The organism is Citrobacter sp. Cpo147 (assembly GCF_030332405.1).
GTDB lineage: Bacteria > Pseudomonadota > Gammaproteobacteria > Enterobacterales > Enterobacteriaceae > Citrobacter > Citrobacter portucalensis.
This window is the reverse complement of the sequence record NZ_JAOWHX010000029.1, coordinates 305,872-328,235: the sequence shown is the minus strand read 5'-3', so window position 1 is coordinate 328,235 and position 22,364 is coordinate 305,872. Positions and strand designations below refer to the sequence as shown.

Below are 22,364 nucleotides of genomic sequence, written 5' to 3'. Positions count from 1 at the left end.
GGTGATGCTGCCAACTTACTGATTTAGTGTATGATGGTGTTTTTGAGGTGCTCCAGTGGCTTCTGTTTCTATCAGCTGTCCCTCCTGTTCAGCTACTGACGGGGTGGTGCGTAACGGCAAAAGCACTGCCGGACATCAGCGCTATCTCTGCTCTCACTGCCGTAAAACATGGCAACTGCAGTTCACTTACACCGCTTCTCAACCCGGTACGCACCAGAAAATCATTGATATGGCCATGAATGGTGTTGGATGCCGGGCAACCGCCCGCATTATGGGCGTTGGCCTCAACACGATTTTACGTCACTTAAAAAACTCAGGCCGCAGTCGGTAACCTCGCGCATACAGCCGGGCAGTGACGTCATCGTCTGCGCGGAAATGGACGAACAGTGGGGCTATGTCGGGGCTAAATCGCGCCAGCGCTGGCTGTTTTACGCGTATGACAGGCTCCGGAAGACGGTTGTTGCGCACGTATTCGGTGAACGCACTATGGCGACGCTGGGGCGTCTTATGAGCCTGCTGTCACCCTTTGACGTGGTGATATGGATGACGGATGGCTGGCCGCTGTATGAATCCCGCCTGAAGGGAAAGCTGCACGTAATCAGCAAGCGATATACGCAGCGAATTGAGCGGCATAACCTGAATCTGAGGCAGCACCTGGCACGGCTGGGACGGAAGTCGCTGTCGTTCTCAAAATCGGTGGAGCTGCATGACAAAGTCATCGGGCATTATCTGAACATAAAACACTATCAATAAGTTGGAGTCATTACCTCTTAAAGGTAAGGTTAATATCGTCCTTTCTGTCATCATCAGCTAACGTATTTTTAACACTTAAATTAACCACTGGTGAAAACTTGGCCAACACATCGTTAAAATTATTTTTATTAATATCTATCTTTTCACGCTCAGATAATGGTCGCTGCTCTCTGCCATTACTGAAATCACCGACAGTCAGTAGTTTTAAAGGCAATTCAACTTTCTTTTGAACGCCTCCGGTGTGTAAATCTAACTTAATATTAACGCGTGCCGTCGGCACTTCATTCTGAAAACTGTCACCCATACGTCCCTCTCAGACCGGCGACTCCTGCCGGTATTTTGCGTTTCCTAATGGAGCACGTTCCAATCGCTCAACATGTTTCTTACAACGTCATTTCTGCAGGCAGTTAACAATGGCTGTTGATGACAATTAACTATTATAATTATCACGCTAATGCAATCCGATATATTCCATAGGTAAAAACATGATCAATGTCATTAATTAATCGAATAACACATTATGTTTTTATATTTAAAATGACAATCAAGAAGATATTTATCTAATACAAACAACAATAATTATTTAATGATTGATGCATTCATTTAACGAATGCATTAATCATTAAATATCATTTACCATGAGAATATTTACTGTCATTTATATAAATATAGATACTCATTTAAATATAAGTGCTATCAATCTAATCATAAATAAAAAAACCGGAGATATACTCCGGCTTTTCATATCTCACTCATGAGCGAGCAGAAAGATTAGTCTTCCTTCACCACAATCAGCGGTTCGATATCGCTCTCTTTTTTAATCACCAGCGACTCGTCACCACGCAGGCAGGTACCGCCATAGTTACCACCTACGGTAAAGGTACAAACCTGGATATATTTACCGGCAACTTTTGGCAGACACCAAAGCTGCTGATAAATGTTCTTCTGCTCGGCAAACTTACCGCTGGTTTTATCCAGTAGCTCTTCCTGATGACTCACCAGATCGATGTTGCTGCCACAACGTCCTGCAATAGGTTTCACCGCATAACCGGTTTGCGCCAGCTCTTCATTAACAGTGAAATCCGTATCAAGCAGATAACGGTGGTGCGGGAACAGTTGCCAAAGGATCGGCAGAATCGCTTTGTTGCCAGGGATAACCGTCCACAGAGGTTCGAAGACCAGCACTTCCGGGCGCAGCAACACATCGATTAAGCGCACTTCCTGATTCGTATGCCCGGTACGAATTGGCACCGCGGCGTACTCCGTTTCGCTGACCTCGCGCACCTGTTCAATTGCGGTTTCCCACGCCCAGGTCTTCCAGACGCAGTTCACCAGACGACCGTCCCCGTCAATCAATTGACCGGCGTCATCCCAGCGCAGTTCATCCAGACCTCGCAGAATTTTGCTGTCAAACCCGGCCTGACGCAGCGCCTGCTGCATAAACTGCGCGTGATAGTTTTCCTCGATATCCTTATCCTGCATGATGTGGACAAACGGACGTGCACGGCTGTGCTTCCAGGCACCTGCCAGTTCGTTGATCAACCCTTCAGCCGGGTTGTGTCCCTGCCCTGTGTAACCACGCTCGGCCCATCTTTCGAGAATCAAACCGGCTTCGGTATGGCACGATGCGGAATCGGCGTTGTACTCATACACCTTCAGTCCACGTTCATCCATACAGAAATCCATACGCCCCGTAATCATATGATGCCGACGACGCTGCCAGGAAAGGCGCAGGCGCGGCCAGAGGATTTTCGGGATATCAAACAGCGCCAGCAGGTTGTCGTCTTTCAGCACCTTGTCGGTCGCATGCAGATACATCAGGTGCAGCTCGTTGGTGGCTTTAATCAGCTCCTGCTCGGCGCTCTCGGTAATGGTGAAGTACTGATGAGGGTCCTGATTAATCACATGCCCATTCGCCAGCACGTAGGCTTTTTGCAGCGGATCCTGTTCATCCAGCCATTTGCCGTCAAACTGCCCATTATCTTCCAGTCGCGCACCGCTGATTTTCAGCGAGTCATTGGCGATCTCCGGCTGCGGCAGGCTGTAACGGGTATCATCGGTCTGAATCATCCAACCAAGGATAGTGGTGTCGTCAAAGGTATCACACAGGGTATAACAACCGTTCTCAACCACCATCTCCAGTTCGCGGGTCCACTGCTGTCCGGGAGGCAACGGCGTATGGAGCACGTTCTGCTCGGCAATACGGATTTTGTTTTCCAGCAACTGGGTGACGACCGCCACATGCCCGGTATCTTTAAATTCGCCGCCTTTTTGCCAGATAAGCAGAGCGCCTGCTACCGGCGCGCGGGGCGAACCATTCGGAAATGCCTGTAACGGTAGGATGTTGTCATTCACTACTTCGCGCAGGAAGCGTAAGGAGAAGATCTCCCAGGCCATACCCACATCGGTGAAGACCATGCCATAGTTTAGGAAGAGAAAGCGGCGTGCGAACTCTACGCACTGCCATTTGTGGCCCATGTATTCATCGTCGATATAGCTGCGAAATGCCGCATCATCGTCGTAGTCCCGTGGGTCGAGGGAGCTGTAATCTGAAGAGTAGATTGCTACGCCACCTGGGGCGTAGCCCAATAATGTCCCGAATGGGGCATCCTGACTGGTCGTTCCTTTGCTCATGCACCTTACCTCAAAACAATACAGCCTGAGCAGGTTGGCGTGAATTTTTCGCTCTGGTTGCCTGCTCTGCGACACTAACCGGACAGAGGTCGACATCATCATACACCTCAACGCAGCGGCTGGCGCTCAGAGGCGAAAAATTCACAGCAGGAACTACGCTTTGGTCAGGGTAACCGGTACGCTTTTATACGCCGGAGTCAAACTTTGCGTATCTACCGCATCCAGCGAAAGCAGGACATTCGCTTCTGGCAGATAGGCGCCAATTGAGCCAGCCGCCATGTTGTAAATCACCACCGTTAAACCGTACATGATGCGATCCGCGCAGGGCTGACCATTGTCGTCCAGCGCCTGAACGTTGACCACATCACCCTGGCTCAGACCGCGGCTCGTCGCTTCTTCGGCGCTTAAAAACACCACATCCCGACGACCGGTAATGCCACGATAGCGATCGTTCATCCCATAAATCGTGGTGTTGTACTGATCGTGGCTACGCAACGTCGCCAGCACCAGCGCATCGGCAGGCTGATGTTCCCGCTCCACCGCCCGCTGATTACTGACGATAAAGTTGGCTTTGCCATTCGCCGTTTGCCATTCACGGCGCGAAGCAGGCGTATCCATACGAAATCCGCCCGGCTCGGCAATACGTGCGTTGTAATCGTGGAACGCCGGGATCACGGCTTCAATGGCGTCACGGATCAACGCGTAGTCCCCGGTAAATGCTTCCCAGTTGATCGGTGAACGCGGTAGCGTGGCACGCGCCATGCCCGCCACAATCGCGGGCTCCGATTTTAGCCAGCGGGAAGCCGGCTTCAGCGCGCCGCAGGAAGCGTGAACCATCGACATAGAATCTTCGACGGTCACCGACTGGATCCCCGTCGCCTGCATGTCGCGCTCCGTTCGGCCTAATGCAGGTAGCAGGTAGTTATGCTTTGCCAGCAGCAGATGAGATCTGTTCAGTTTGGTCGCCACATGGACCTGCAGATCCAGATTTTTCATCGCCGCAAAGGTACGCTGCGGCTGGGGCATCGCTACCGCCAGATTGCCGCCCATGCAGATGAGCGCTTTTGCATCTCCCCGCTCGATGGCCCGAATACTCTCCACGCTGGAGCGGCCATGTTTGCGCGGAACACGGATAGAAAAATGCTTCTCAAGGCGTTGCAGGAAGTCTTCGGACGCCGCTTCGTTGATCCCTACAGAACGATCGCCCTGCACGTTAGAATGACCGCGTAACGGGCAGATCCCCGCCCCCGGCTTACCCATATTGCCTTTCAGCAGCAACAGATTTACCAGCTGCTGGACGTTCTCGGTGCCGTTTTTATGCTGAGTGATGCCCAGACCATAACAAACAATCGTGGCGCTGGATTTACTGTAGCTGTGCGCCAGATCTTCCATCTGACTGCGCGTCAGGCCCGAGTCCTGTTCCAGCTCAGCCCAGTTATGCTGACGTAAGTCGTCATACAGCGCTGCATATCCCGCGGTATGTTGGTCGATAAACGCATGATCGAGCGTCGGCTGCTGATCCAGTAGGATCCGCGCTTCGTCCATTTCGATTAGCGCCTTCATTATGCCTTTGAGCAACGAGGCGTCCCCGCCCATTTTTACCTGGTAGTAGTCGTTGCTCAGCTCCGTCGCCTGACCGGTGAACATCTCTTTCGCGCTTTGCGGGAAGCTAAAGCGCTCAAGCCCCCTTTCGTTCAGCGGGTTGATGGAGATAATTTTGGCTCCTCGTTTGGCAACGTCGCGCAAGGTGGTCAGCATGCGCGGATGGTTAGTGCCAGGGTTATGCCCGATACAAATCACCAGATCGCAGTGGTCAAAATCATCAAGTTCAACGGTCCCTTTCCCAAGGCCAATAGCGGGCGTTAGCCCTGCGCTGGTCGGTCCATGGCACATGTTTGAGCAATCAGGGAAGTTACTGCTGCCATATTCGCGGGCAAACAACTGATACAGGAACGCCGCCTCATTTGACGTTCTGCCGGAGGTGTAAAACTCAACCTGCTCCGCTGAGTCATAGCTGCGCAGACGCACGCCGATCTCCCGAAAGGCGATATCCCAATCCACCGCCTGCCAGGTGTCTGACGCTGCATCGTATTTCATTGGATGCGTCAAACGTCCAATGTTTTCCAGCTCATAATCGCTGTAGTGCCACAGCGTGGAAACCGGGTGACGGCTGAAAAATTCCGGTGACGCTTTCTTACTGGTTGTCTCCCAGGAAACCGCCTTAACGCCATTTTCGCACAGCTCCATTGGCGCACGATGCCCTGGGTCCGGCCACGCACATCCCGGACAATCGAACCCTTTCACCTGGTTCATTTTGAACATCGCGATAATGTCGCGCGCAACAGCCTTTTGCGAAAATACCGAAGCAGTGACGGCTTTTACCGCGCCCCACCCACCCGCAGGGCCCTGATAACCGCTTACTCCTGGAACACCATTTTTCATTATTACTGCTTATTCGCCGCCAATTTTTGATGGTGAATACGGTAGCAATTTCCGTCCAACATTGATTTCCTCTTCATGGAGTACGGGCCAGGTACAATGAACGGGTTAGATTTATCTTCCCCTTTCAGCACAAAGCGACATAAAGTCCCAATCTGTTAAATTGAGTTCTACCTAACTGCTACACTGCATCAACACAACCACTCAGAAGGCAGGTCAATATGTCAGACAATACCTATCAGCCCGCGAAAGTCTGGACGTGGGAAAAGTCGAACGGCGGCGCATTCGCCAATATCAACCGCCCGGTTTCCGGTGCCACCCACGAGAAAACGCTGCCGGTTGGCAAGCATCCGCTACAGCTCTATTCGCTGGGTACGCCAAACGGGCAGAAAGTGACGATTATGCTGGAGGAGTTACTGGCGCAGGGCGTGAAGGGCGCGGAATACGATGCCTGGATTATCCGCATCGGCGATGGCGATCAGTTTTCCAGCGGCTTTGTTGAGGTGAATCCGAACTCGAAGATCCCGGCACTGCGTGACCACTCGCAAAACCCACCGGTTCGCGTATTCGAATCTGGCGCAATACTGCTCTATCTGGCGGAAAAATACGGTTATTTCCTGCCGCAGGATTTGGCAAAACGTACCGAAACGCTGAACTGGTTGTTCTGGTTACAGGGTGCGGCGCCGTTCCTCGGCGGTGGTTTTGGTCACTTTTACAACTATGCGCCGGTAAAAATTGAGTACGCTATTAACCGCTTCACTATGGAAGCCAAGCGCTTACTCGACGTGCTGGATAAGCAGTTAGCACAGCATAAGTTTGTGGCTGGAGATGAATACACCATTGCCGATATGGCGGTCTGGCCATGGTTTGGCAATGTGGTGCTGGGTAACGTGTACGACGCGGCAGAGTTCCTCGATGCAGGAAGTTACAAGCACGTGCAGCGCTGGGCAAAAGAGGTTGCCGCGCGTCCGGCAGTTAAGCGAGGTCGTATTGTAAACCGCACTAACGGGCCGCTGAACGAGCAGCTTCATGAACGTCATGACGCCAGCGACTTCGACACCAATACCGAAGATAAGCGCCAGGGTTAAAATGCCTGATGGCGACGCCGGGGCGTCTTATCAGGCCTACAAAGATGCCATGCCGTAGGCCGGATAAGGCGTTTGCGCCGCCATCCGGCATAAAATCACGCGCTGGTGACGTCGTACTCCATGCGGCGAAGTGCGTCTAACGTGGCTTTAGCTTCATCTTCATCAATGATGCTCATGGCGAACCCTACGTGCACCAGCACCCATTGCCCGACCAGCTCAGCGGTATCACCTTCACAAATTAGGGCAATATTGACATCACGTTTGATGCCGCACACTTCAACCTGCGCAAGCTGGTGAATATCTTCACCAACGGCCAGAACCTGACCAGGGACTCCAATACACATATCTGACTCCGCCCCATAGCAACCTATGGGTTATTCGACTTCAATACTTTTCACTTTCAGTGAATCGCCTGCATCAACCCGCAGACGATCGCCCTGACATAGTGGACACTGCGCATCATGCTGGGTGATTTCCACAACCTGACTGCAATCCCAGCACCATGCCTGGGCTGGTTTGTAATCAATATGCAGCTCACACCCTTGCGCCAGCGTGCCCTGACAGACGATGTCGAAACTGAAACGGACGGCGCTCTCTTCAACGCACGAGAGCGCTCCGATTTCCAGCCAAACGCCGGTTACACGTTTGACACCGTGCTGCTCTGCCTGCTGTTGAACAATCTCAACCGCGCTCTGACAAAGGGACAGCTCATGCATTTTCGCAGTTCCGACGACCCAGCAGTAGCGCGCGACGATTTAGCTGCGGCGCATTCGGATCGCTCACCGGCAGCGATAACAGCATGCGCGCGCAATCGTCAGTCAGACGCACACCTTCTTGCGCCGACATGCTGTGCGAAAGCGGCGACATCAGTGAACAGGAAAGGTATTGCGATACGCCATCCAGTTCACCAACGGTAAAGGTCATCTCGCCATACGGCAGACGCAGCCCGATTTTTTCGCTGACTTTACGCACCGGCCAGATCTGGTCCGGCCCGGGGAAAATCAGTGCGCTGAGCATCCAGGGTGTGATAACACACCCCGTCCACTGTCCTTCAAACAGCGTAAAATCAGAGACATACACCGGCATGTTCGGATGCAAGAAAGAGAGATCGTGCATCGAACGCCGGGCAACCTCTTCAAACGCTGCCTGAATCTGCGTCTTCGGGGCCGTCTGAAAACCGACAAACTCCTCAGACATGAGCCGCCTCCCGAGGGATCGCTTCAACGCCTGATTCGCGAAGCGCGGCAAGAACCTGCTCCAGCGCCGGTTCAATCATCGCTTCAACCGTTGGCGTTAGCCCGATATGCGGTTCCAGCGATTCCGGAATAACGCCGACTAAGGTCAGCTTTTTCGGAAACTCGCCGGTAAAACGCAGGGCCGACAATACGTCGGCTAGGCCAAGCTGGTGCGGTGAGATTTTGTTGGTAAACAGCGCCGGGATCTCTTCATCCCGCAGGATCATCATCGTTCCTGGCGTGTTTTTCTTCGACACAATGGCGTCAGCAATGATCAGATGATCTCTGTTCGCCATATCGCCGAGAAGCTCCATCCCAGCCGTACCACCGTCCAGAACATCAACAAAGTCTGGCAGGATGTACCGTTGCTCTAATGCCTCAACGATACGTACCCCGATGGCTTCGTCGGTCAGCAAAATATTGCCGACCCCTAAGACTAATATCCGCATTACAGAACCTTAACTGAGACCACTTCGTTCCCGTCAACGTCCACCACATGCACCGCACATGACATACAAGGGTCGAAGGAGTGAATGGTACGAACCACTTCCAGCGGTTTGTTTGGATCGGCAATCGGCGTACCTACCAGCGAGCGCTCATATGGTCCCACTTCATCATTAAAGTTACGTGGGCCAGAGTTCCAGGTTGACGGTACAACCGCCTGGTAGTTGCTGATAATGCCGTCTTTAATCACCATCCAGTGAGACAGCATACCGCGTGGCGCTTCGAGGAAACCAACACCTTTGAATTCACCCGTTGCCGGAATATCCGGTTTCACGAAGGTGGTGTGGTCGCCCTTACCGATGTTCACAATCAGCGCGTTGTACTGATCCTGCAGAACGTTCTGCAGTTCACAGCAGTGAACGGTACGGCCAATAATACGGCCCAGCGTAGAGTGCAACTGCGACACTTCGATAGTTTTACCAGTCAGCTTGGTGTAAATCGCGATGATTTCATTCAGCTTGGCATGGGTAGACTCGCGTTTGGCCGCCAGTTTACACAGCATGTTGGCCAGCGGACCCACTTCAACCGTTTTACCGTAGAAGGTCGGTGCTTTAACCCAGGAGTATTTGCCGTCGTCTGACCAACCGGTGTAATCAGGAACCGTTGTGCCTTCCCACGGAGCCTGCGGCGCTTCGTCTTTGTACCACGCGTGTTTCGCACTCTCCTGAATCCCTTTGATCAGGTACTCATCTGAGTGAGAGGTGATCGGACGATAGGTCGAAAGATCGGCATCGGTGATATAACCGCCCGGGAACAGGAAGCTGCCGTTTTTACCGTCTGTCGGGAATTCCGGCGCACTCAGGTAGTTAACCGCACCCTGACCACGTTCCAGCCACTCAGGATAGAACGCAGCAATAACCGCGGTATCAACCTTGTACACCTGCTCAACGAAGTCGCTCAGCTTATCGATGAAGGACTTGATGTACATCAGGCGTTCAAGGTTCAGCACGCCGAGGCCGTCAAGGTTAATTGGGTTAGCAACCCCACCTACCGCCAGGTTCTGGATGTGCGGCGTTTTACCGCCTAACAGTGCCACAACGCGGTTGGCATCACGCTGGCATTCCAGCGCTTGCAGGTAGTGTGCGACCGCAATCAGGTTCACTTCCGGCGGCAGCTGCATTGCCGGGTGACCCCAGCAACCGTTAGCAAAAATGCCTAACTGACCGCTGGCAACAAGATCTTTGATCTTGTTCTGAACCTTGGTGAACTCTTCTGCGCTGTTCAGGTGCCAGGAGGACACGCCGTTCAGCATGGCAGACGCTTTCGCTGGGTCGGCTTTCAGTGCAGAAGTGATATCCACCCAGTCCAGCGCAGACAACTGATAGAAGTGAACAATGTGGTCATGCGTGGTGTGCGCGGCCAGAATGATGTTACGGATATACTGTGCGTTCACCGGAACATCAATATTCAGCGCACTTTCTGCTGCACGAACGGAAGAGATAGCGTGAGTGGTCGTACAAACGCCACAGATACGCTGCACAATCATCCAGGCATCGCGCGGATCGCGGTTTTTCACGATCTCTTCCATGCCACGCCACATGGTACCGGAAGCCCATGCTTTAGATACCACGCCATTTTCGATTTCGCAGTCGATGCGTAAATGACCCTCAATACGGGTTACCGGATCAATAGTAATTCTCTGGCTCATGCTTTGCTCGCCTCATGACGATTTTGATCGTTTTGTTTTAAAGGAGGAAGTATCGGCAGTAGACGAATGAGTACGATGTATGCACAAATCTCAATAGCCACAAAACCAATAGAAATCAACAGCTCTTCCCAAGTCGGGAAGTAGTGGTAGCCACCACCAGGATTGAACGCCACCAGCGAATAGGACAGACGCCATGTTGCACAACCCAGCAACGCGCTCAGCGCAGACAGATACAGCATGCGCGAGTCATTACGCAGCTTAGTGACGCGCAGCACCACCAGCGGGAAGACCATCAGCACGACTTCAAGCCAGAACATCAGGGAGTAAAGATCGCCTGAGAACGCATAGGACAGCTTGTCGCGATAGATCAGTTCGCCAAAGCGCAGGACGACGAAAATCGCCAGCAGCACGCTGATGGTATTCGTCAGCTTGATGAACAAGCTTTTCTCGTCCGGACCGTTACCTTTCAGACCGGCTTGTACCAACGAGCCTTCAAAGATGACGATCGAGAAGCCCATAATAAAGGCGGTTAATACCGAGAAAAGCGGCAGCATTTCATAAGCTTGCCATAGCGGATGCACCTTATAACCCGCAGAAATCATCAATGAACCCATTGAAGACTGGTGCATGGTTGGCAGCAGCGCGCCGAGGGCAATAATAAAGAACATCACTTTATTCAAACGTTTGAGGGAAACTTTCCACCCCAGACGTTCAAACAGAGCCGGAGCAAATTCCAGCGCCATGATGCCGATATAGATGGTCATACAGACCGCCGTTTCGAACAGTACCGAGTTCACGTTGAAGTGGCCCGGAATGTAGAAATACGGCAGGTTCCAGTAACGACCGACGTCAATGGTGATCGACAGACCACCCAGCGAGTAGCCAAACAGGCTCGCCAGCAGCGCCGGACGAACCAATGGATGGTATTGTCCTCTGTTGAAAACGTACACCGCCCATGCCAGCGCCCAACCGCCGCACGCGAAGCCAGTACCAATCAACAGGTCAAACGCGATCCATACACCCCATGGGAAACCGCCGTTCAGATCGGAGACTGAGCCCAGTCCGAAGACCAGACGTTTCACGATCAGGAGCATACACAGGACGATAAGCGGCCCAAAAATAATGACCGGTTTGCTGATTATTTTTCCGCCCAGCGGTTTAGGATCATGACTCATGATCGTCTCCTCCATCGTGATGGTCGTTTTTCGTGTTACGACGAACCAGCACGGTTAAGCCCGCCAGCGCAGCCAGGGGTAATATCATGCCCTTGTACAGGGAATGTTGAACATGTTCGGAACGCGCACCAGTTGAAAGATCATCCAGCTTCGGCAGATCCAAATCCTCGTAAGGAACACCCGTCAGTACCATAACCTGCGTACCACCGCCTTCTTTCTCACCGTACAGGTGCGGGTAGTACTTCGGTACCGTATGCAGATAGGTATCGCCTGCTTTCACCGTCTGACGCGGATAGTGGTATTCGCTACCAGGCTTCAGCGCGAGACGTTTTTTCGCCTCAGCCATCAGCTCTTCACGCGTACCAAAAATCACCGCACCGGCAGGGCACACTTCAACACAACCCGGTAAACCACCTTTGTCCAGACGCTCAACGCCTTTCTGGTTACACAGTTCACATTTGTGAAGCGCACCAAACGGGTTGTTGTAGTCGTACTTAGGCACGTTGTACGGGCAGGCGACCATGCAGTAACGACAGCCCGTGCAGACATCTTTGTCATAATGGACGATGCCGGTTTTCGGATCTTTCTTCAGCGCGGAGACCGGGCAAACGGAAACGCAGTTCGGATCAACACAGTGCATGCACTGTTTCTTGATGTATGCGTAGCCATTTTCTTCCTGGTCTTTGTTAACGCCTGTTCCGCTACGCCACACCTGAATGATGTTATTGGTATACGGCGACAGTTTGTCGTTGTTCGACCAGGTTTGCTCGCCTTCCGGGTTACGCGCCGGGAAGTTGATATCCTGACACTTGGTGACACAGGCCTGGCAGCCTACGCACAGCGTCGAGTCATAGAGCATCCCAAGAGAACCTGGGATCGGCGGACGGTTTTCTGCAGCCGCATGGCTGATGGACGGCGCTGCGCCCAACAGCAATGCCCCGCTGGAGGCTGCTTTTATAAAGTTACGTCTGTTCACGGTTATTCTCCCCGTGAGTCAGCGTTATCTTTCTTCTGCTGACGCCCCAGTTCACGAACCGCCATCACGCTGACACCGGCAACCAGTCCTACTACGCCACCCAGCAGTCCAATCGCCCCGGCAGAAACATTGCCGCCTTCTTTCATGTTGACGTCAGGTTTCTCGGAACGCGGCGTTTGGTTTTCCACATGAGCAAGCTGGTGAATACCTTTATGGAAGCCGACGCCTTCTTCGTTACAGCCGTAGCAAGGGTGACCGATAGCCACCGGCCACACGCCACCCACATCGCAGAATTGCAGCGTTGAGCAGTTGCCGTAGGTTTCTGGCCCTTTACAGCCCAGATGGTAGAGGCACCAACCTTCACGGTGGCCTTCATCACCAAACTCTTTAGCAAAACGACCAGCATCGAAGTGCGGGCGACGTTCGCAGTGTTCGTGAATCAAACGGCCATAGGCGAATGTCGGACGGTTTTTGGTATCCAGCTTCGGCGGCTTACCATAAGTGATGATATGCGCGACCGTTGCGAGGAAGTTATGCGGGTTCGGCGGACAGCCGGGGATGTTGATGATGGTTTTGCCTGGCAGAACTTCTTGCAGGCCGACGGCACCCGTTGGGTTAACGCCAGCGGCAGCAACACCACCCCACGCGGCGCAAGAGCCGATGGCAATGATAGCGGCTGCGCCTTCTGCGGCCCGGCGGATGTGATCCACGATCGGCTCACCGGCAACCATGCAGTAAATACCATTATCTTTCAGTGGGATAGAACCATCTACTACCAGAACATATTGCCCTTTGTACTTCTCCAGAGCGTTATGTTTGTTCTCTTCGACCTGATGGCCGAAGGCGGCAGAGAGCACCTCATGGTATTCCAGAGAGATTGTCTCCAGAACGAGGTTTTCCACTGTAGGGTGTGTCGCGCGAAGCAGCGATTCAGTACAACCCGTACACTCCTGAGCACCAATCCAGATAACCGGTGGGCGCTGAGGACGAGAAACTGATTCGGCCATTTCTGCGGCGGCTTTGCTACTGAGCCCCATGGTAGCGGCCAGTGCTGCACAAAGCTTCATGAAATCACGGCGATTAATGCCGCTCGAATTGATGAGAGAGTTATCTCCAGTCATTTTATAGTTATTCCGTTGCGAAGACCTGGCTTTTATTTTGCACCATTCGCATGTTGCATATTGCGATCGGCGCGCCATTACCACACTTTTTATATGGTTATGTGCATTATAATACTTCGGCGGAGCAACAAAACGAAGGCGTAGGTCAATAGTGTAATTAATTAAAGCAAGATAATACCCCTTTCGGATCAAGCTTCGAGTCGATAGCCGGCCATGAAAAACCGAATTGTTGTACTGGACTGGTTCTCTTTAAAGAAATCCATCACCATCTCTTTATCCAGCCCATAACGGCGCGTCAGGATCCCCGCTTCCCACGCGCTGAGCTGTCGATCGCCCGTTTTTTCAAACATTCGATGTGAAAATCCCAGCACAAAACCACGCTTATAATCCGCACAAAAATTCGCCACCGAGCGTGCACTATCCGCACTTGAGGCGTTTAATCCGGCCATCAGACCTTTACCAAAATGGTTGTCCATGCATAACCTCCAATCGCTATATAATAAATTATATAGCGATTTTTTAAGCAAAGACCAGAGGTATCACGAACTTTTTATAACGGCTTAAAAGGACACCCACTCATCCGTTTTAGCGGCCGCAGACGTTTTGCTGTCTGCTGAAGAGGAAGCGGTTTGGCTGGCTGTGTATTGCACATCATTAGCGGAAAGGCGGAACTGTTGCACCGAACGTTGCAGCTCCTCTGTTTGTCGTTCCAACGCTACTGCCGCGGCGGAAACTTGTTCTACCAGCGCAGCATTCTGTTGCGTTACGCTGTCCATCTGCGTGATCGCCACGCTCACCTGCGAGATACCCTTATTCTGTTCTTCCGAGGCAGAGGCAATTTGCTTCATGATGACAGTCACTTCGGTGGCGCCGCGCAGAATCGCCTCCATGGTTAATCCTGTTTCTTTAACCAAACGAGCACCCTGATCAACACGACGCGATGACTCGCCAATCAGCGTCTCAATCTCTTTCGCCGCCCCGGCGCTGCGACTGGCAAGGTTGCGTACTTCACCGGCAACGACGGCAAAACCGCGCCCCTGCTCGCCTGCCCTGGCTGCTTCAACCGCCGCGTTCAGCGCCAGAATGTTGGTCTGGAAAGCAATGCTATTAATAACTGACGTGATTTCCGCGATCTGTTTAGAACTGGCGGCAATGCCGTCCATCGTCTCAACCACTTCCGAAACCAGCGTGCTCCCTTTGCCTGCCGTTTCTGTGGCCGTATCGGCAAGCTGGCTGGCTTCACGCGCATTTTCTGCGTTCAGTTTTACCGTTGCGGTCAGCTGCTCCATGCTGGCAGCGGTCTCTTCCAGTGCCGCAGCCTGTTCTTCAGTACGTGAGGAGAGATCGTTATTCCCGGTCGAAATTTCCGTCGCCCCTCGCCAGATATTGTCACTACCTGAACGGATGGTACTGACGGCTTCACGCAGGCTATCCTGCATCGCGCACAATAACGGCACCAGTTGACCCACACAGTTACGACCAAAATCTTCGATGGGATGGCTGAGATCGCCCTGCGCAATCTGCTGGAACTGTTGGCGAATACGTCCCAGCGGTTTCACCATCATGGAAACAAGGTAGCGGTCGGTAAAGAAAAGGAGGGCAATCCCAAGGATAACGGCGGTGATAATTAGCGTCCGGATGATAGAGGTTTTGCCATCGACCATCACGCGGGTGGTATCGAGTCGCTCGCCTGCCGTGGCGTTAAAACGCTCGGCACTGGCGCCAAATTCACGGCTCAACGCGGGTGTAATAGTGCTGGCATGCTCCGCAAAGGCCGTAAGCGTACCCTGCTGCGCCAGCTGCATTTGCGGGATCACGCCGTTGTCCAGCAGCGCCTGCCACTTCGTCAGTACTGCGTTAGCGACGTCAGGGTCCATAGGGCCCGGAGATAATGTTTTCATCTCCTGGAGTTTTTTGCTCATATTCTCAAGGGACTGTTGCGCCGGCGCAAAATCAGGCGTTCCGCCACTCATTTTGACATCCATGGCGCGACTTAAGCGCGTTACGAAGCGAAAGTACTGATCGTTGCCCTGACTGAGAACCGTCATCTGATGGACAAGATGACGGTCAATATCATTGCCTTCAGATATTTTTGATAACGAATGAAGACTGAATAAACCCACGCCCGACCAGAGCAGGCAAAAAAGTCCCAGTATTGCCAGCATGACAATACGAATAGTGAAGTTTTTCAGCAAACGCATAATAATTTCCTTGCCGTTGATGAGGAATTCGCCATCAGGCGATACTTATCCTTGTTATCGGCAGGCAGTAGAGAAGATATAATGCGTTCTTTATTTTTTTACTTTCTTAAGTACATCCACTCTCTCTCCACACTATATCAATATGAATGCTAATGAAATTAGGTAGCATTATTATTCAGGTAATTAGTTATAAGCATTAAATAATCTATTGTTTTCTATCGCAAATATTTGTTAAACCACGCAAGAGTACGTTCCCAGGCTAAATCAGCGGCAGCTTTATCATAACGGGGGGTCGAATCGTTGTGAAAGCCATGATTAACGCCGGGATAGATATAGGCTTCATAGACTTTCTTATTGGCCTTAAGCGCCGCTTCATAGGCAGGCCATCCCTCATTAATACGTGTGTCTAATTGCGCATAGTGCAGTAATAAAGGCGCGTTTATTTTGGGGACATCTGATGCAGGAACCTGCCGCCCATAAAAAGGCACCGCGCAGGCCAGTTCAGGGAAAGCTACAGCAGCGGCATTCGACACACCACCACCGTAGCAAAATCCGGTGATACCTACCTTTCCCGTCGTCCCTGAATAAGATTGCATAAATTCAATGGCGGCAAAAAAATCGTTCATCAACTTTACGGGGTCAACCTGCTGCTGCAATTCCCGACCTTTATCATCATTGCCAGGATATCCCCCTACCGAACTTAATCCATCCGGCGCAAGTGCCATAAAGCCCGCCTTCGCCACCCGCCTCGCCACATCTTCAATATACGGATTCAGCCCACGATTCTCATGCACTACCACCACCGCCGGAACTTTCCCTGTCACCTTCGCAGGTTTAACTAAATACCCCCGCACATCACCATGCCCTTCAGGCGAAGGATAGGTAATATATTCCGCCAGAATATCGGGATCGGTAAATTCTACCTGCGTTGCGAGGGCATAATTGGGTTTCAATAAATTGAATAAAGCCAACGCCGTCATGCCACCCACTGCATATTTCGCTGCCAGATTGAGAAACTCGCGTTTCGTTATTTTGCCATGCGCGTAATAGTCATAGTAGTCGAGCAGTTCTTGCGGAAAATCTTTGGCAGTCAAACGCGGCATCGTCGCACTCCTGATTGATGTTTTTTTAAGCAAAGCACAGTGACCTGTTTTTGCCCAGTTTTTCATCTCAGTGTGACCTGGTGAACGGGATATTCACCGTGAACCCGCTAGAATAGAAACGTTGTTTCGAAATTCACCTGCACTAAGGAGATCTCATGGCCTGGTTTGCCAATCCTGAACGTTACGAGCAGATGCTCTATCGCTACTGTGGGCGCAGCGGTTTGCGTTTACCCGCGCTATCGCTGGGTTTATGGCACAGTTTTGGGCACGTTCAGGCGCTGGATTCACAGCGCGCCCTGTTGCGTAAAGCATTTGATTTAGGCATCACGCATTTTGATTTAGCCAATAACTATGGGCCGCCACCAGGCAGCGCAGAAGAGAATTTTGGCCGATTACTGCGCGAGGATTTTGCATACTATCGCGATGAACTGATTATCTCCACCAAGGCAGGCTATGACATGTGGCCTGGGCCATACGGTTCTGGCGGTTCGCGCAAATACCTGCTCGCCAGCCTCGACCAGAGTCTGAAACGCATGGGTCTCGACTATGTCGATATCTTCTACTCTCACCGCGTTGACGAAAATACGCCAATGGAAGAGACCGCCTCGGCGCTGGCCCACGCCGTGCAAAGCGGTAAAGCGCTGTATGTCGGCATCTCATCCTATTCCCCGGAACGTACGCAGAAAATGGCCGAGCTGATGCGGGAATGGAAAATTCCATTGCTGATCCATCAGCCGTCTTACAACCTGCTTAACCGCTGGGTAGACAGCAGCGGCCTGCTGGATACGCTGGAATCCAACGGTATGGGCTGCATCGCATTTACGCCGCTGGCTCAGGGACTGCTGACGGGGAAATACCTTAACGGTATTCCGGAAGGTTCACGCATGCAGCGTGAAGGGAAAAAAGTTCGTGGGTTAACGGAAAACATGCTGACGGAAGAAAACCTTACCAGCCTGCGTTTGCTTAATGAGATGGCGCAACAGCGTGGACAGTCGATGGCACAAATGGCCTTAAGCTGGCTGCTAAAAGACAACAGGGTAACGTCGGTATTGATTGGCGCCAGTCGACCGGAGCAACTGGAAGAGAACGTTCAGGCGCTGGCGAATCTGACGTTCAGCGCCGAAGAACTGGCGCAGATCGATAAGCACGTCGCGGACGGTAAGCTGAACCTGTGGCAGGCCTCATCTGACAAATAACCGTAGGTAATCCCGTGCCGGGTAGCAACGTTGTTCTTCCCGGCACGTAATACGGGCCAGCCAGCTCCTCACACCTCTTCTGCTTTGATTTCTGGGCGCTGATATTCCGGCCACACCAGCGCGACAAGTGCAGGATAGGCTTCCAGGCTGAACTCCCTGAAGCACTGACGTAAGTTAAGCACGTCCAGATCGGCATGCGGGACTTTCTCGCCACTCAGGCAGCGTTTTTTAATATTGTCGTAATATTTATACACCGCAGAGTTGAGATCGCTGCAACGCCGCTGTGCATCAAATAGCCCTGGCGTCTCATTCAGCTCCACCATTGTCATCCGTTTGATCGTCGAGTGGATAAAATCGATATATTCGTGATTGACACGCCAATACCAAACCGGAGTAATCGAATTCATCAGTACCGAGAAATGATCTTCACCCTCTTCTTTACTCAGTATTTCCGGCTGGTTTTCAGCGTATCCATTTTCTGCATTACGGTTTTTATTTGCACTGTGCATCAACAAAAGTACCCCGCAAGTCAGCAATAGCAGGGTAATAACAGAATAAAATATACTGTTCATATACTGGCTCCATTTTTTTTGATTTTAAAATTACGCCATGCTATTGTCAACGCGGCATGGTTTATTTAAAACAACATATCATTGGCATCAAAGGATATTTCAACATGCTTCCCGAGCATCTTGTTCCCTCGCGTTTTCACTTATCCAGCTCACCTGACAATACCACCTCTACAGATAATAGTGAAAATTTGACTCAGGGGAAGATAACATTAAGCGATTACGAATCCGATATTTTGATTAGCTCAACCGCTACCGGTCAGTCACGGAATATGCTATTTGAAGAGTGCGACCGCCATTTAAAAGAGCGTCTATTTCGTGCAGCAAAAATTGAGTCATTCTCTCGCCTGCTCAATTCACTACAGGCAGAAGGCGACATTAATGCACAAGAATTAAGTAAAATTTTGACTCAAAAAACAGCCATCATAAATGAACAGGGCAACAAAATTTGGCTTAATTTAATTACCCGTGAAACCAGCGATCCTATTTTTTATTCTCTGGAAGAGAAATAAAATGAAAGATGTTGAGGATAATAATGTTTATTTGGCTTTAGATAACCATAAAAGCGATGAGTTTGTCTTAAAGCAAAATTTAGCCGTGTTGATTGCCAATAAAAACACGACACTGGAAAGCGTTGCTCAGGAGATAGCCTCTATTCCCGCTGCACTGGTGCGGATGAAATGGCAAAATCGCCGTGAAATTTACTCGCTACAGGCTAAAGAAGAGATCTACGGTGCCGCGATCGAAGCCATTATGGAGCAGCAACCAGAACTGCGGGACAAAATCATGGCCCGACTGGAAAGCACCTACCAGCATATACTCGCGCGGGAAACGGCCACCTTACGCCTGACGCGAAAGCTGTCTGAAGGGAACTACGAACCCACCAGAATAACCACGGTCGCGTTAGATGAGAACAGATAAGAACAAGTGTGCGAGGGAGTTGAATCAGGAGAGGCACGCCGGGTAAGGCGGCAACCATTACCCGGCATGATGAGGATTACTTCGCTTTCACAGTCTCTTCGCCAACCAGACCAATCTTCAGGAAGCCCGCCTGATGCAGCGTATCCATCACCTTCATCATGGTTTCATAATCAACGGTTTTATCTGCCCGGAAGAAAATCGTGGTGTCTTTCTTCCCTTCAGTTAGCGCATTTAGCTCGTTAATCATGGTTTCATCCGTCACCTGATTGTTGCCAATAAACATACTCTTATCGGCTTTAACTGACAGGTAAACCGGTTTTTCCGGACGCGGCTGCGGCGTGCTGGTGGAGGCAGGGAGATTCACCTTCACATCTACGGTTGCCAACGGCGCGGCAACCATAAAGATGATCAATAAAACCAACATAACGTCGATAAACGGCGTCACGTTGATTTCATGCATTTCACCGTTATCGTCCAGGTTTTCATTAAAGCTCATTGCCATGGAACATTATCCTACACGTAATTTCTGCGCTGCACGTACCGGATGCGCGGATGCGCTCGCGTTCAGGTCCAGATCGCGGCTTTGCAACAACAGCACCTGTGCCGCGACGTCGCCCAGCATCGCTTTATAGCTGCCAATCTGACGTGCGAAAATGTTGTAGATAACAACCGCTGGAATTGCTGCGACCAGACCGATTGCGGTCGCTAACAGCGCTTCTGCGATACCCGGCGCAACAACGGCCAGGTTGGTCGTTTGGGTTTGTGCAATCCCGATGAAGCTATTCATGATGCCCCATACGGTACCGAACAGACCGACGAAAGGAGAGATAGCCCCGATGGTGGCCAGGTATCCGTTACCGCGGCCCATATGGCGACCTACCGCAGCCACACGACGCTCCAGACGGAAGCCGGTACGCTCTTTAATGCCTTCGTTATCTTCGCTGCCTTCTGACAGTTCCAGCTCGTTCTGCGCTTCGTTAATCAACTGTGCGCCCAGGCTTTTGCCATCGAATCCTGCGGCAATCTCACTTGCCTGATCTAAAGAGCGGGCTTCCGCCAGCAGTTGCTGTTCACGCTTAAGGCGGCGTTTCTGAGTAAAGAACTCAAGGCTCTTACTAAAGAAGATAGCCCAGGTGACCACTGACGCCAAAATCAGCCCAATCATCACGCACTTAACCACGATATCGGCGTGCTGATACATACCCCAGACGGAAAGATCCGTCTGCATCAAATTATTACCCACTCTGTATCTCCAGGACGCAAATCACAAAATCTGAGCGTAATCATATCAAAACGACGTCGAATTGATAGTCGTTCTCATTACTATTTACATATTGCCGCACCTTTGGTTTCTTTTCCTTGCGCTCACGCAGTAAAAAAGTCACCAGAAGCATTTTGAGATTATTTTCTACTGTATGGCCGTTCTGCAGGATGCGTCATCTTTGATTCATGGTAGTTTAGACATCCAGACGTATAAAAATAGGTAAGACAACATGGCAGATAAGCAACTTGAAACCAAACTCGTTCACGCAGGACGCAGTAAAAAGTACACGCTGGGCTCGGTAAATAGCGTGATCCAGCGCGCTTCTTCGCTGGTTTTTGACACCGTAGAGGCCAAAAAACAGGCCACGCACAACCGGGCGAACGGTGCGCTTTTCTATGGGCGTCGCGGAACCCTAACGCATTTCTCTCTTCAGGAAGCGATGTGCGAACTGGAAGGTGGCGCGGGTTGCGCGCTGTTCCCCTGCGGTGCGGCGGCCGTTGCCAACACCATCCTTGCCTTTGTGGAGCAAGGGGATCATGTGCTGATGACCAATACCGCCTATGAACCCAGTCAGGATTTCTGTACCAAAATTCTCGGCAAGCTCGGCGTGTCCACCGGCTGGTTCGATCCGCTGGTTGGCGCCGATATCGTTAAGCACATACAGCCGAACACGAAAGTCGTATTTCTGGAATCTCCCGGCTCTGTCACTATGGAAGTGCATGATGTTCCCGCTATTGTTGCCGCCGTCAGAAGCGTCGCGCCGGATGCAATCATCATGATTGATAACACCTGGGCTGCCGGGGTGCTGTTCAAAGCGTTGGATTTTGGCATCGATATCTCTATTCAGGCAGGCACCAAATATCTGATTGGTCATTCTGACGGCATGGTCGGCACGGCGGTATCTAATGCCCGCTGCTGGGATCAACTGCGCGAAAATGCCTATCTGATGGGGCAAATGCTGGACGCCGATACCGCCTATATGACCAGCCGTGGACTGCGTACGCTGAGCGTTCGCCTGCGTCAGCACCATGAAAGCAGCTTAAAGGTCGCCGAGTGGCTGGCCAGCCATCCGCAGGTCGCCCGCGTGAACCACCCGGCACTGCCCGGCAGTAAAGGCCATGAATTCTGGAAGCGTGATTTTACCGGCAGCAGCGGCCTATTCTCCTTTATATTGAATAAGAAGCTCAATAATGAGGAGCTTGCTGCGTATCTGGATCACTTCAGCCTGTTCAGCATGGCCTACTCCTGGGGCGGTTTTGAGTCGCTGATTCTCGCCAACCAGCCGGAACACATTGCGGCAATCCGTCCGCAAGGCGAGGTGGATTTCAGCGGAACGCTCATCCGTTTACATATCGGTTTAGAGAATGTTGACGATCTGATTGCCGATTTGGCCGCAGGATTTGCCCGAATCGAGTAAAATTGCCACAGATGGACATATATGCAGACACTTCTGGTGGAAAAGTCTGCAATTGTTGCGTCCGGGATCAAGGCATCCCGGGCAATTCAGGAGTACAATCCACACATAAACGCTGTTCCA

General features: G+C 51.6%; 22 protein-coding genes and 1 pseudogene. 6 read left to right on the top strand and 17 right to left on the bottom strand.

All coding sequences use genetic code 11. The features are described 5' to 3' along the window. The first annotated feature begins 55 nt into the window (after positions 1-55). Positions 56-753, top strand: a protein-coding gene (locus OGY06_RS02625) for an IS1-like element IS1A family transposase (protein WP_103215986.1) whose coding sequence is annotated in 2 segments (ribosomal slippage) — positions 56-305 and positions 305-753 — 699 coding nt in all. Because the reading frame shifts where the segments join, the coding sequence is not laid out codon by codon here. Between the two features lie 16 nt (positions 754-769). Here OGY06_RS02625 and OGY06_RS02620 read toward each other — a convergent pair. From OGY06_RS02620 to OGY06_RS02610, 3 genes and pseudogenes are all read right to left on the bottom strand, one after another. Then, positions 770-1,057 (bottom strand): annotated as a pseudogene (locus OGY06_RS02620) (type VI secretion system contractile sheath small subunit); the annotation flags it as partial. Between the two features lie 467 nt (positions 1,058-1,524). Further along, a complete protein-coding gene (gene gss, locus OGY06_RS02615) occupies positions 1,525-3,387 on the bottom strand; it encodes a bifunctional glutathionylspermidine amidase/synthase (protein ID WP_003828343.1) in 1,863 nt (620 codons plus the stop codon). A gap of 153 nt (positions 3,388-3,540) precedes the next feature. Then, entirely contained in the window at positions 3,541-5,829 is a 2,289-nt protein-coding gene (locus tag OGY06_RS02610) for an FdhF/YdeP family oxidoreductase (RefSeq protein ID WP_063941823.1), read from the bottom strand. A 218-nt stretch (positions 5,830-6,047) separates the two neighbouring features. Between OGY06_RS02610 and yghU the strand changes: the two genes are divergently transcribed. Continuing rightward, entirely contained in the window at positions 6,048-6,914 is an 867-nt protein-coding gene (yghU, locus tag OGY06_RS02605) for a glutathione-dependent disulfide-bond oxidoreductase (RefSeq protein ID WP_003828346.1), read from the top strand. 95 nt (positions 6,915-7,009) lie between these two features. On the opposite strand, the gene hybG is transcribed toward yghU, so the two are convergent. The 11 genes from hybG to yghX all read right to left on the bottom strand — a co-directional run bounded on the left by hybG (position 7,010) and on the right by yghX (position 16,877). Then, a complete protein-coding gene (gene hybG, locus OGY06_RS02600) occupies positions 7,010-7,258 on the bottom strand; it encodes a hydrogenase maturation factor HybG (RefSeq protein ID WP_003024459.1) in 249 nt (82 codons plus the stop codon). Between the two features lie 30 nt (positions 7,259-7,288). Further along, on the bottom strand, positions 7,289-7,630 hold the full coding sequence (hypA, locus tag OGY06_RS02595) for a hydrogenase maturation nickel metallochaperone HypA (protein WP_003828349.1): 342 nt from the start codon (positions 7,628-7,630) through the stop codon (positions 7,289-7,291). Beyond that, on the bottom strand, positions 7,623-8,111 hold the full coding sequence (gene hybE, locus OGY06_RS02590) for a hydrogenase-2 assembly chaperone (RefSeq protein WP_003828350.1): 489 nt from the start codon (positions 8,109-8,111) through the stop codon (positions 7,623-7,625). Before hybE ends, hypA begins: the two co-directional genes overlap by 8 nt. Beyond that, positions 8,104-8,598 carry a HyaD/HybD family hydrogenase maturation endopeptidase gene (locus OGY06_RS02585; RefSeq protein WP_003828351.1) on the bottom strand — a complete coding sequence of 165 codons (495 nt, stop codon included), beginning with the start codon at positions 8,596-8,598 and terminating at the stop codon, positions 8,104-8,106. The genes hybE and OGY06_RS02585 overlap by 8 nt, the downstream gene beginning before the upstream one ends. Further along, positions 8,598-10,301 carry a hydrogenase 2 large subunit gene (gene hybC, locus OGY06_RS02580; RefSeq protein ID WP_003828353.1) on the bottom strand — a complete coding sequence of 568 codons (1,704 nt, stop codon included), beginning with the start codon at positions 10,299-10,301 and terminating at the stop codon, positions 8,598-8,600. The genes OGY06_RS02585 and hybC overlap by 1 nt, the downstream gene beginning before the upstream one ends. Continuing rightward, entirely contained in the window at positions 10,298-11,476 is a 1,179-nt protein-coding gene (hybB, locus tag OGY06_RS02575; protein WP_003828354.1) for a Ni/Fe-hydrogenase cytochrome b subunit, read from the bottom strand. The genes hybC and hybB overlap by 4 nt, the downstream gene beginning before the upstream one ends. After that, positions 11,466-12,452 (bottom strand): hydrogenase 2 operon protein HybA, encoded by a 987-nt coding sequence (gene hybA / locus OGY06_RS02570; RefSeq protein ID WP_003828357.1) that lies wholly within the window; start codon positions 12,450-12,452, stop codon positions 11,466-11,468. Before hybA ends, hybB begins: the two co-directional genes overlap by 11 nt. 2 nt (positions 12,453-12,454) lie before the next feature. Next, positions 12,455-13,573: a hydrogenase 2 small subunit gene (hybO, locus tag OGY06_RS02565; protein WP_003024486.1), complete on the bottom strand. Its 1,119-nt coding sequence runs from the start codon at positions 13,571-13,573 to the stop codon at positions 12,455-12,457. 188 nt (positions 13,574-13,761) lie between these two features. Next, positions 13,762-14,049, bottom strand: coding sequence for a DUF2623 family protein (locus OGY06_RS02560; RefSeq protein WP_003024490.1), 288 nt, complete (start codon positions 14,047-14,049; stop codon positions 13,762-13,764). Positions 14,050-14,133: 84 nt separating this feature from the next. Further along, positions 14,134-15,774, bottom strand: a complete 1,641-nt coding sequence (locus tag OGY06_RS02555; protein ID WP_063941825.1) for a methyl-accepting chemotaxis protein — start codon at positions 15,772-15,774, stop codon at positions 14,134-14,136. A gap of 215 nt (positions 15,775-15,989) precedes the next feature. Beyond that, positions 15,990-16,877 (bottom strand): YghX family hydrolase, encoded by an 888-nt coding sequence (yghX, locus tag OGY06_RS02550; protein WP_079934127.1) that lies wholly within the window; start codon positions 16,875-16,877, stop codon positions 15,990-15,992. Between the two features lie 155 nt (positions 16,878-17,032). On the opposite strand from yghX, the gene OGY06_RS02545 reads away from it, so the two are divergent. Beyond that, complete coding sequence (locus OGY06_RS02545; protein WP_111464935.1) at positions 17,033-18,073, top strand: aldo/keto reductase; 1,041 nt, start codon at positions 17,033-17,035, stop codon at positions 18,071-18,073. A 68-nt stretch (positions 18,074-18,141) separates the two neighbouring features. Here the strand turns inward: OGY06_RS02545 and OGY06_RS02540 are convergent, their stop codons facing one another. After that, a complete protein-coding gene (locus OGY06_RS02540; RefSeq protein ID WP_003828365.1) occupies positions 18,142-18,645 on the bottom strand; it encodes an ESA_00282 family adhesion-associated protein in 504 nt (167 codons plus the stop codon). Positions 18,646-18,749: 104 nt separating this feature from the next. Here OGY06_RS02540 and OGY06_RS02535 point away from each other — a divergent pair, with 104 nt between their 5' ends. Together OGY06_RS02535 and OGY06_RS02530 are read left to right on the top strand one after the other, a co-directional pair. Continuing rightward, entirely contained in the window at positions 18,750-19,154 is a 405-nt protein-coding gene (locus tag OGY06_RS02535; protein ID WP_003828367.1) for a hypothetical protein, read from the top strand. Position 19,155: 1 nt separating this feature from the next. Continuing rightward, a complete protein-coding gene (locus OGY06_RS02530) occupies positions 19,156-19,563 on the top strand; it encodes a hypothetical protein (protein WP_003828369.1) in 408 nt (135 codons plus the stop codon). A 76-nt stretch (positions 19,564-19,639) separates the two neighbouring features. Here OGY06_RS02530 and exbD read toward each other — a convergent pair whose 3' ends face one another. Next, on the bottom strand, positions 19,640-20,065 hold the full coding sequence (gene exbD, locus OGY06_RS02525; protein ID WP_003828370.1) for a TonB system transport protein ExbD: 426 nt from the start codon (positions 20,063-20,065) through the stop codon (positions 19,640-19,642). Positions 20,066-20,071: 6 nt separating this feature from the next. Then, on the bottom strand, positions 20,072-20,806 hold the full coding sequence (gene exbB, locus OGY06_RS02520) for a tol-pal system-associated acyl-CoA thioesterase (protein ID WP_003828371.1): 735 nt from the start codon (positions 20,804-20,806) through the stop codon (positions 20,072-20,074). Between the two features lie 250 nt (positions 20,807-21,056). Between exbB and metC the strand changes: the two genes are divergently transcribed. Further along, a complete protein-coding gene (metC, locus tag OGY06_RS02515) occupies positions 21,057-22,244 on the top strand; it encodes a cystathionine beta-lyase (RefSeq protein ID WP_003828372.1) in 1,188 nt (395 codons plus the stop codon). Positions 22,245-22,364: the final 120 nt, after the last annotated feature.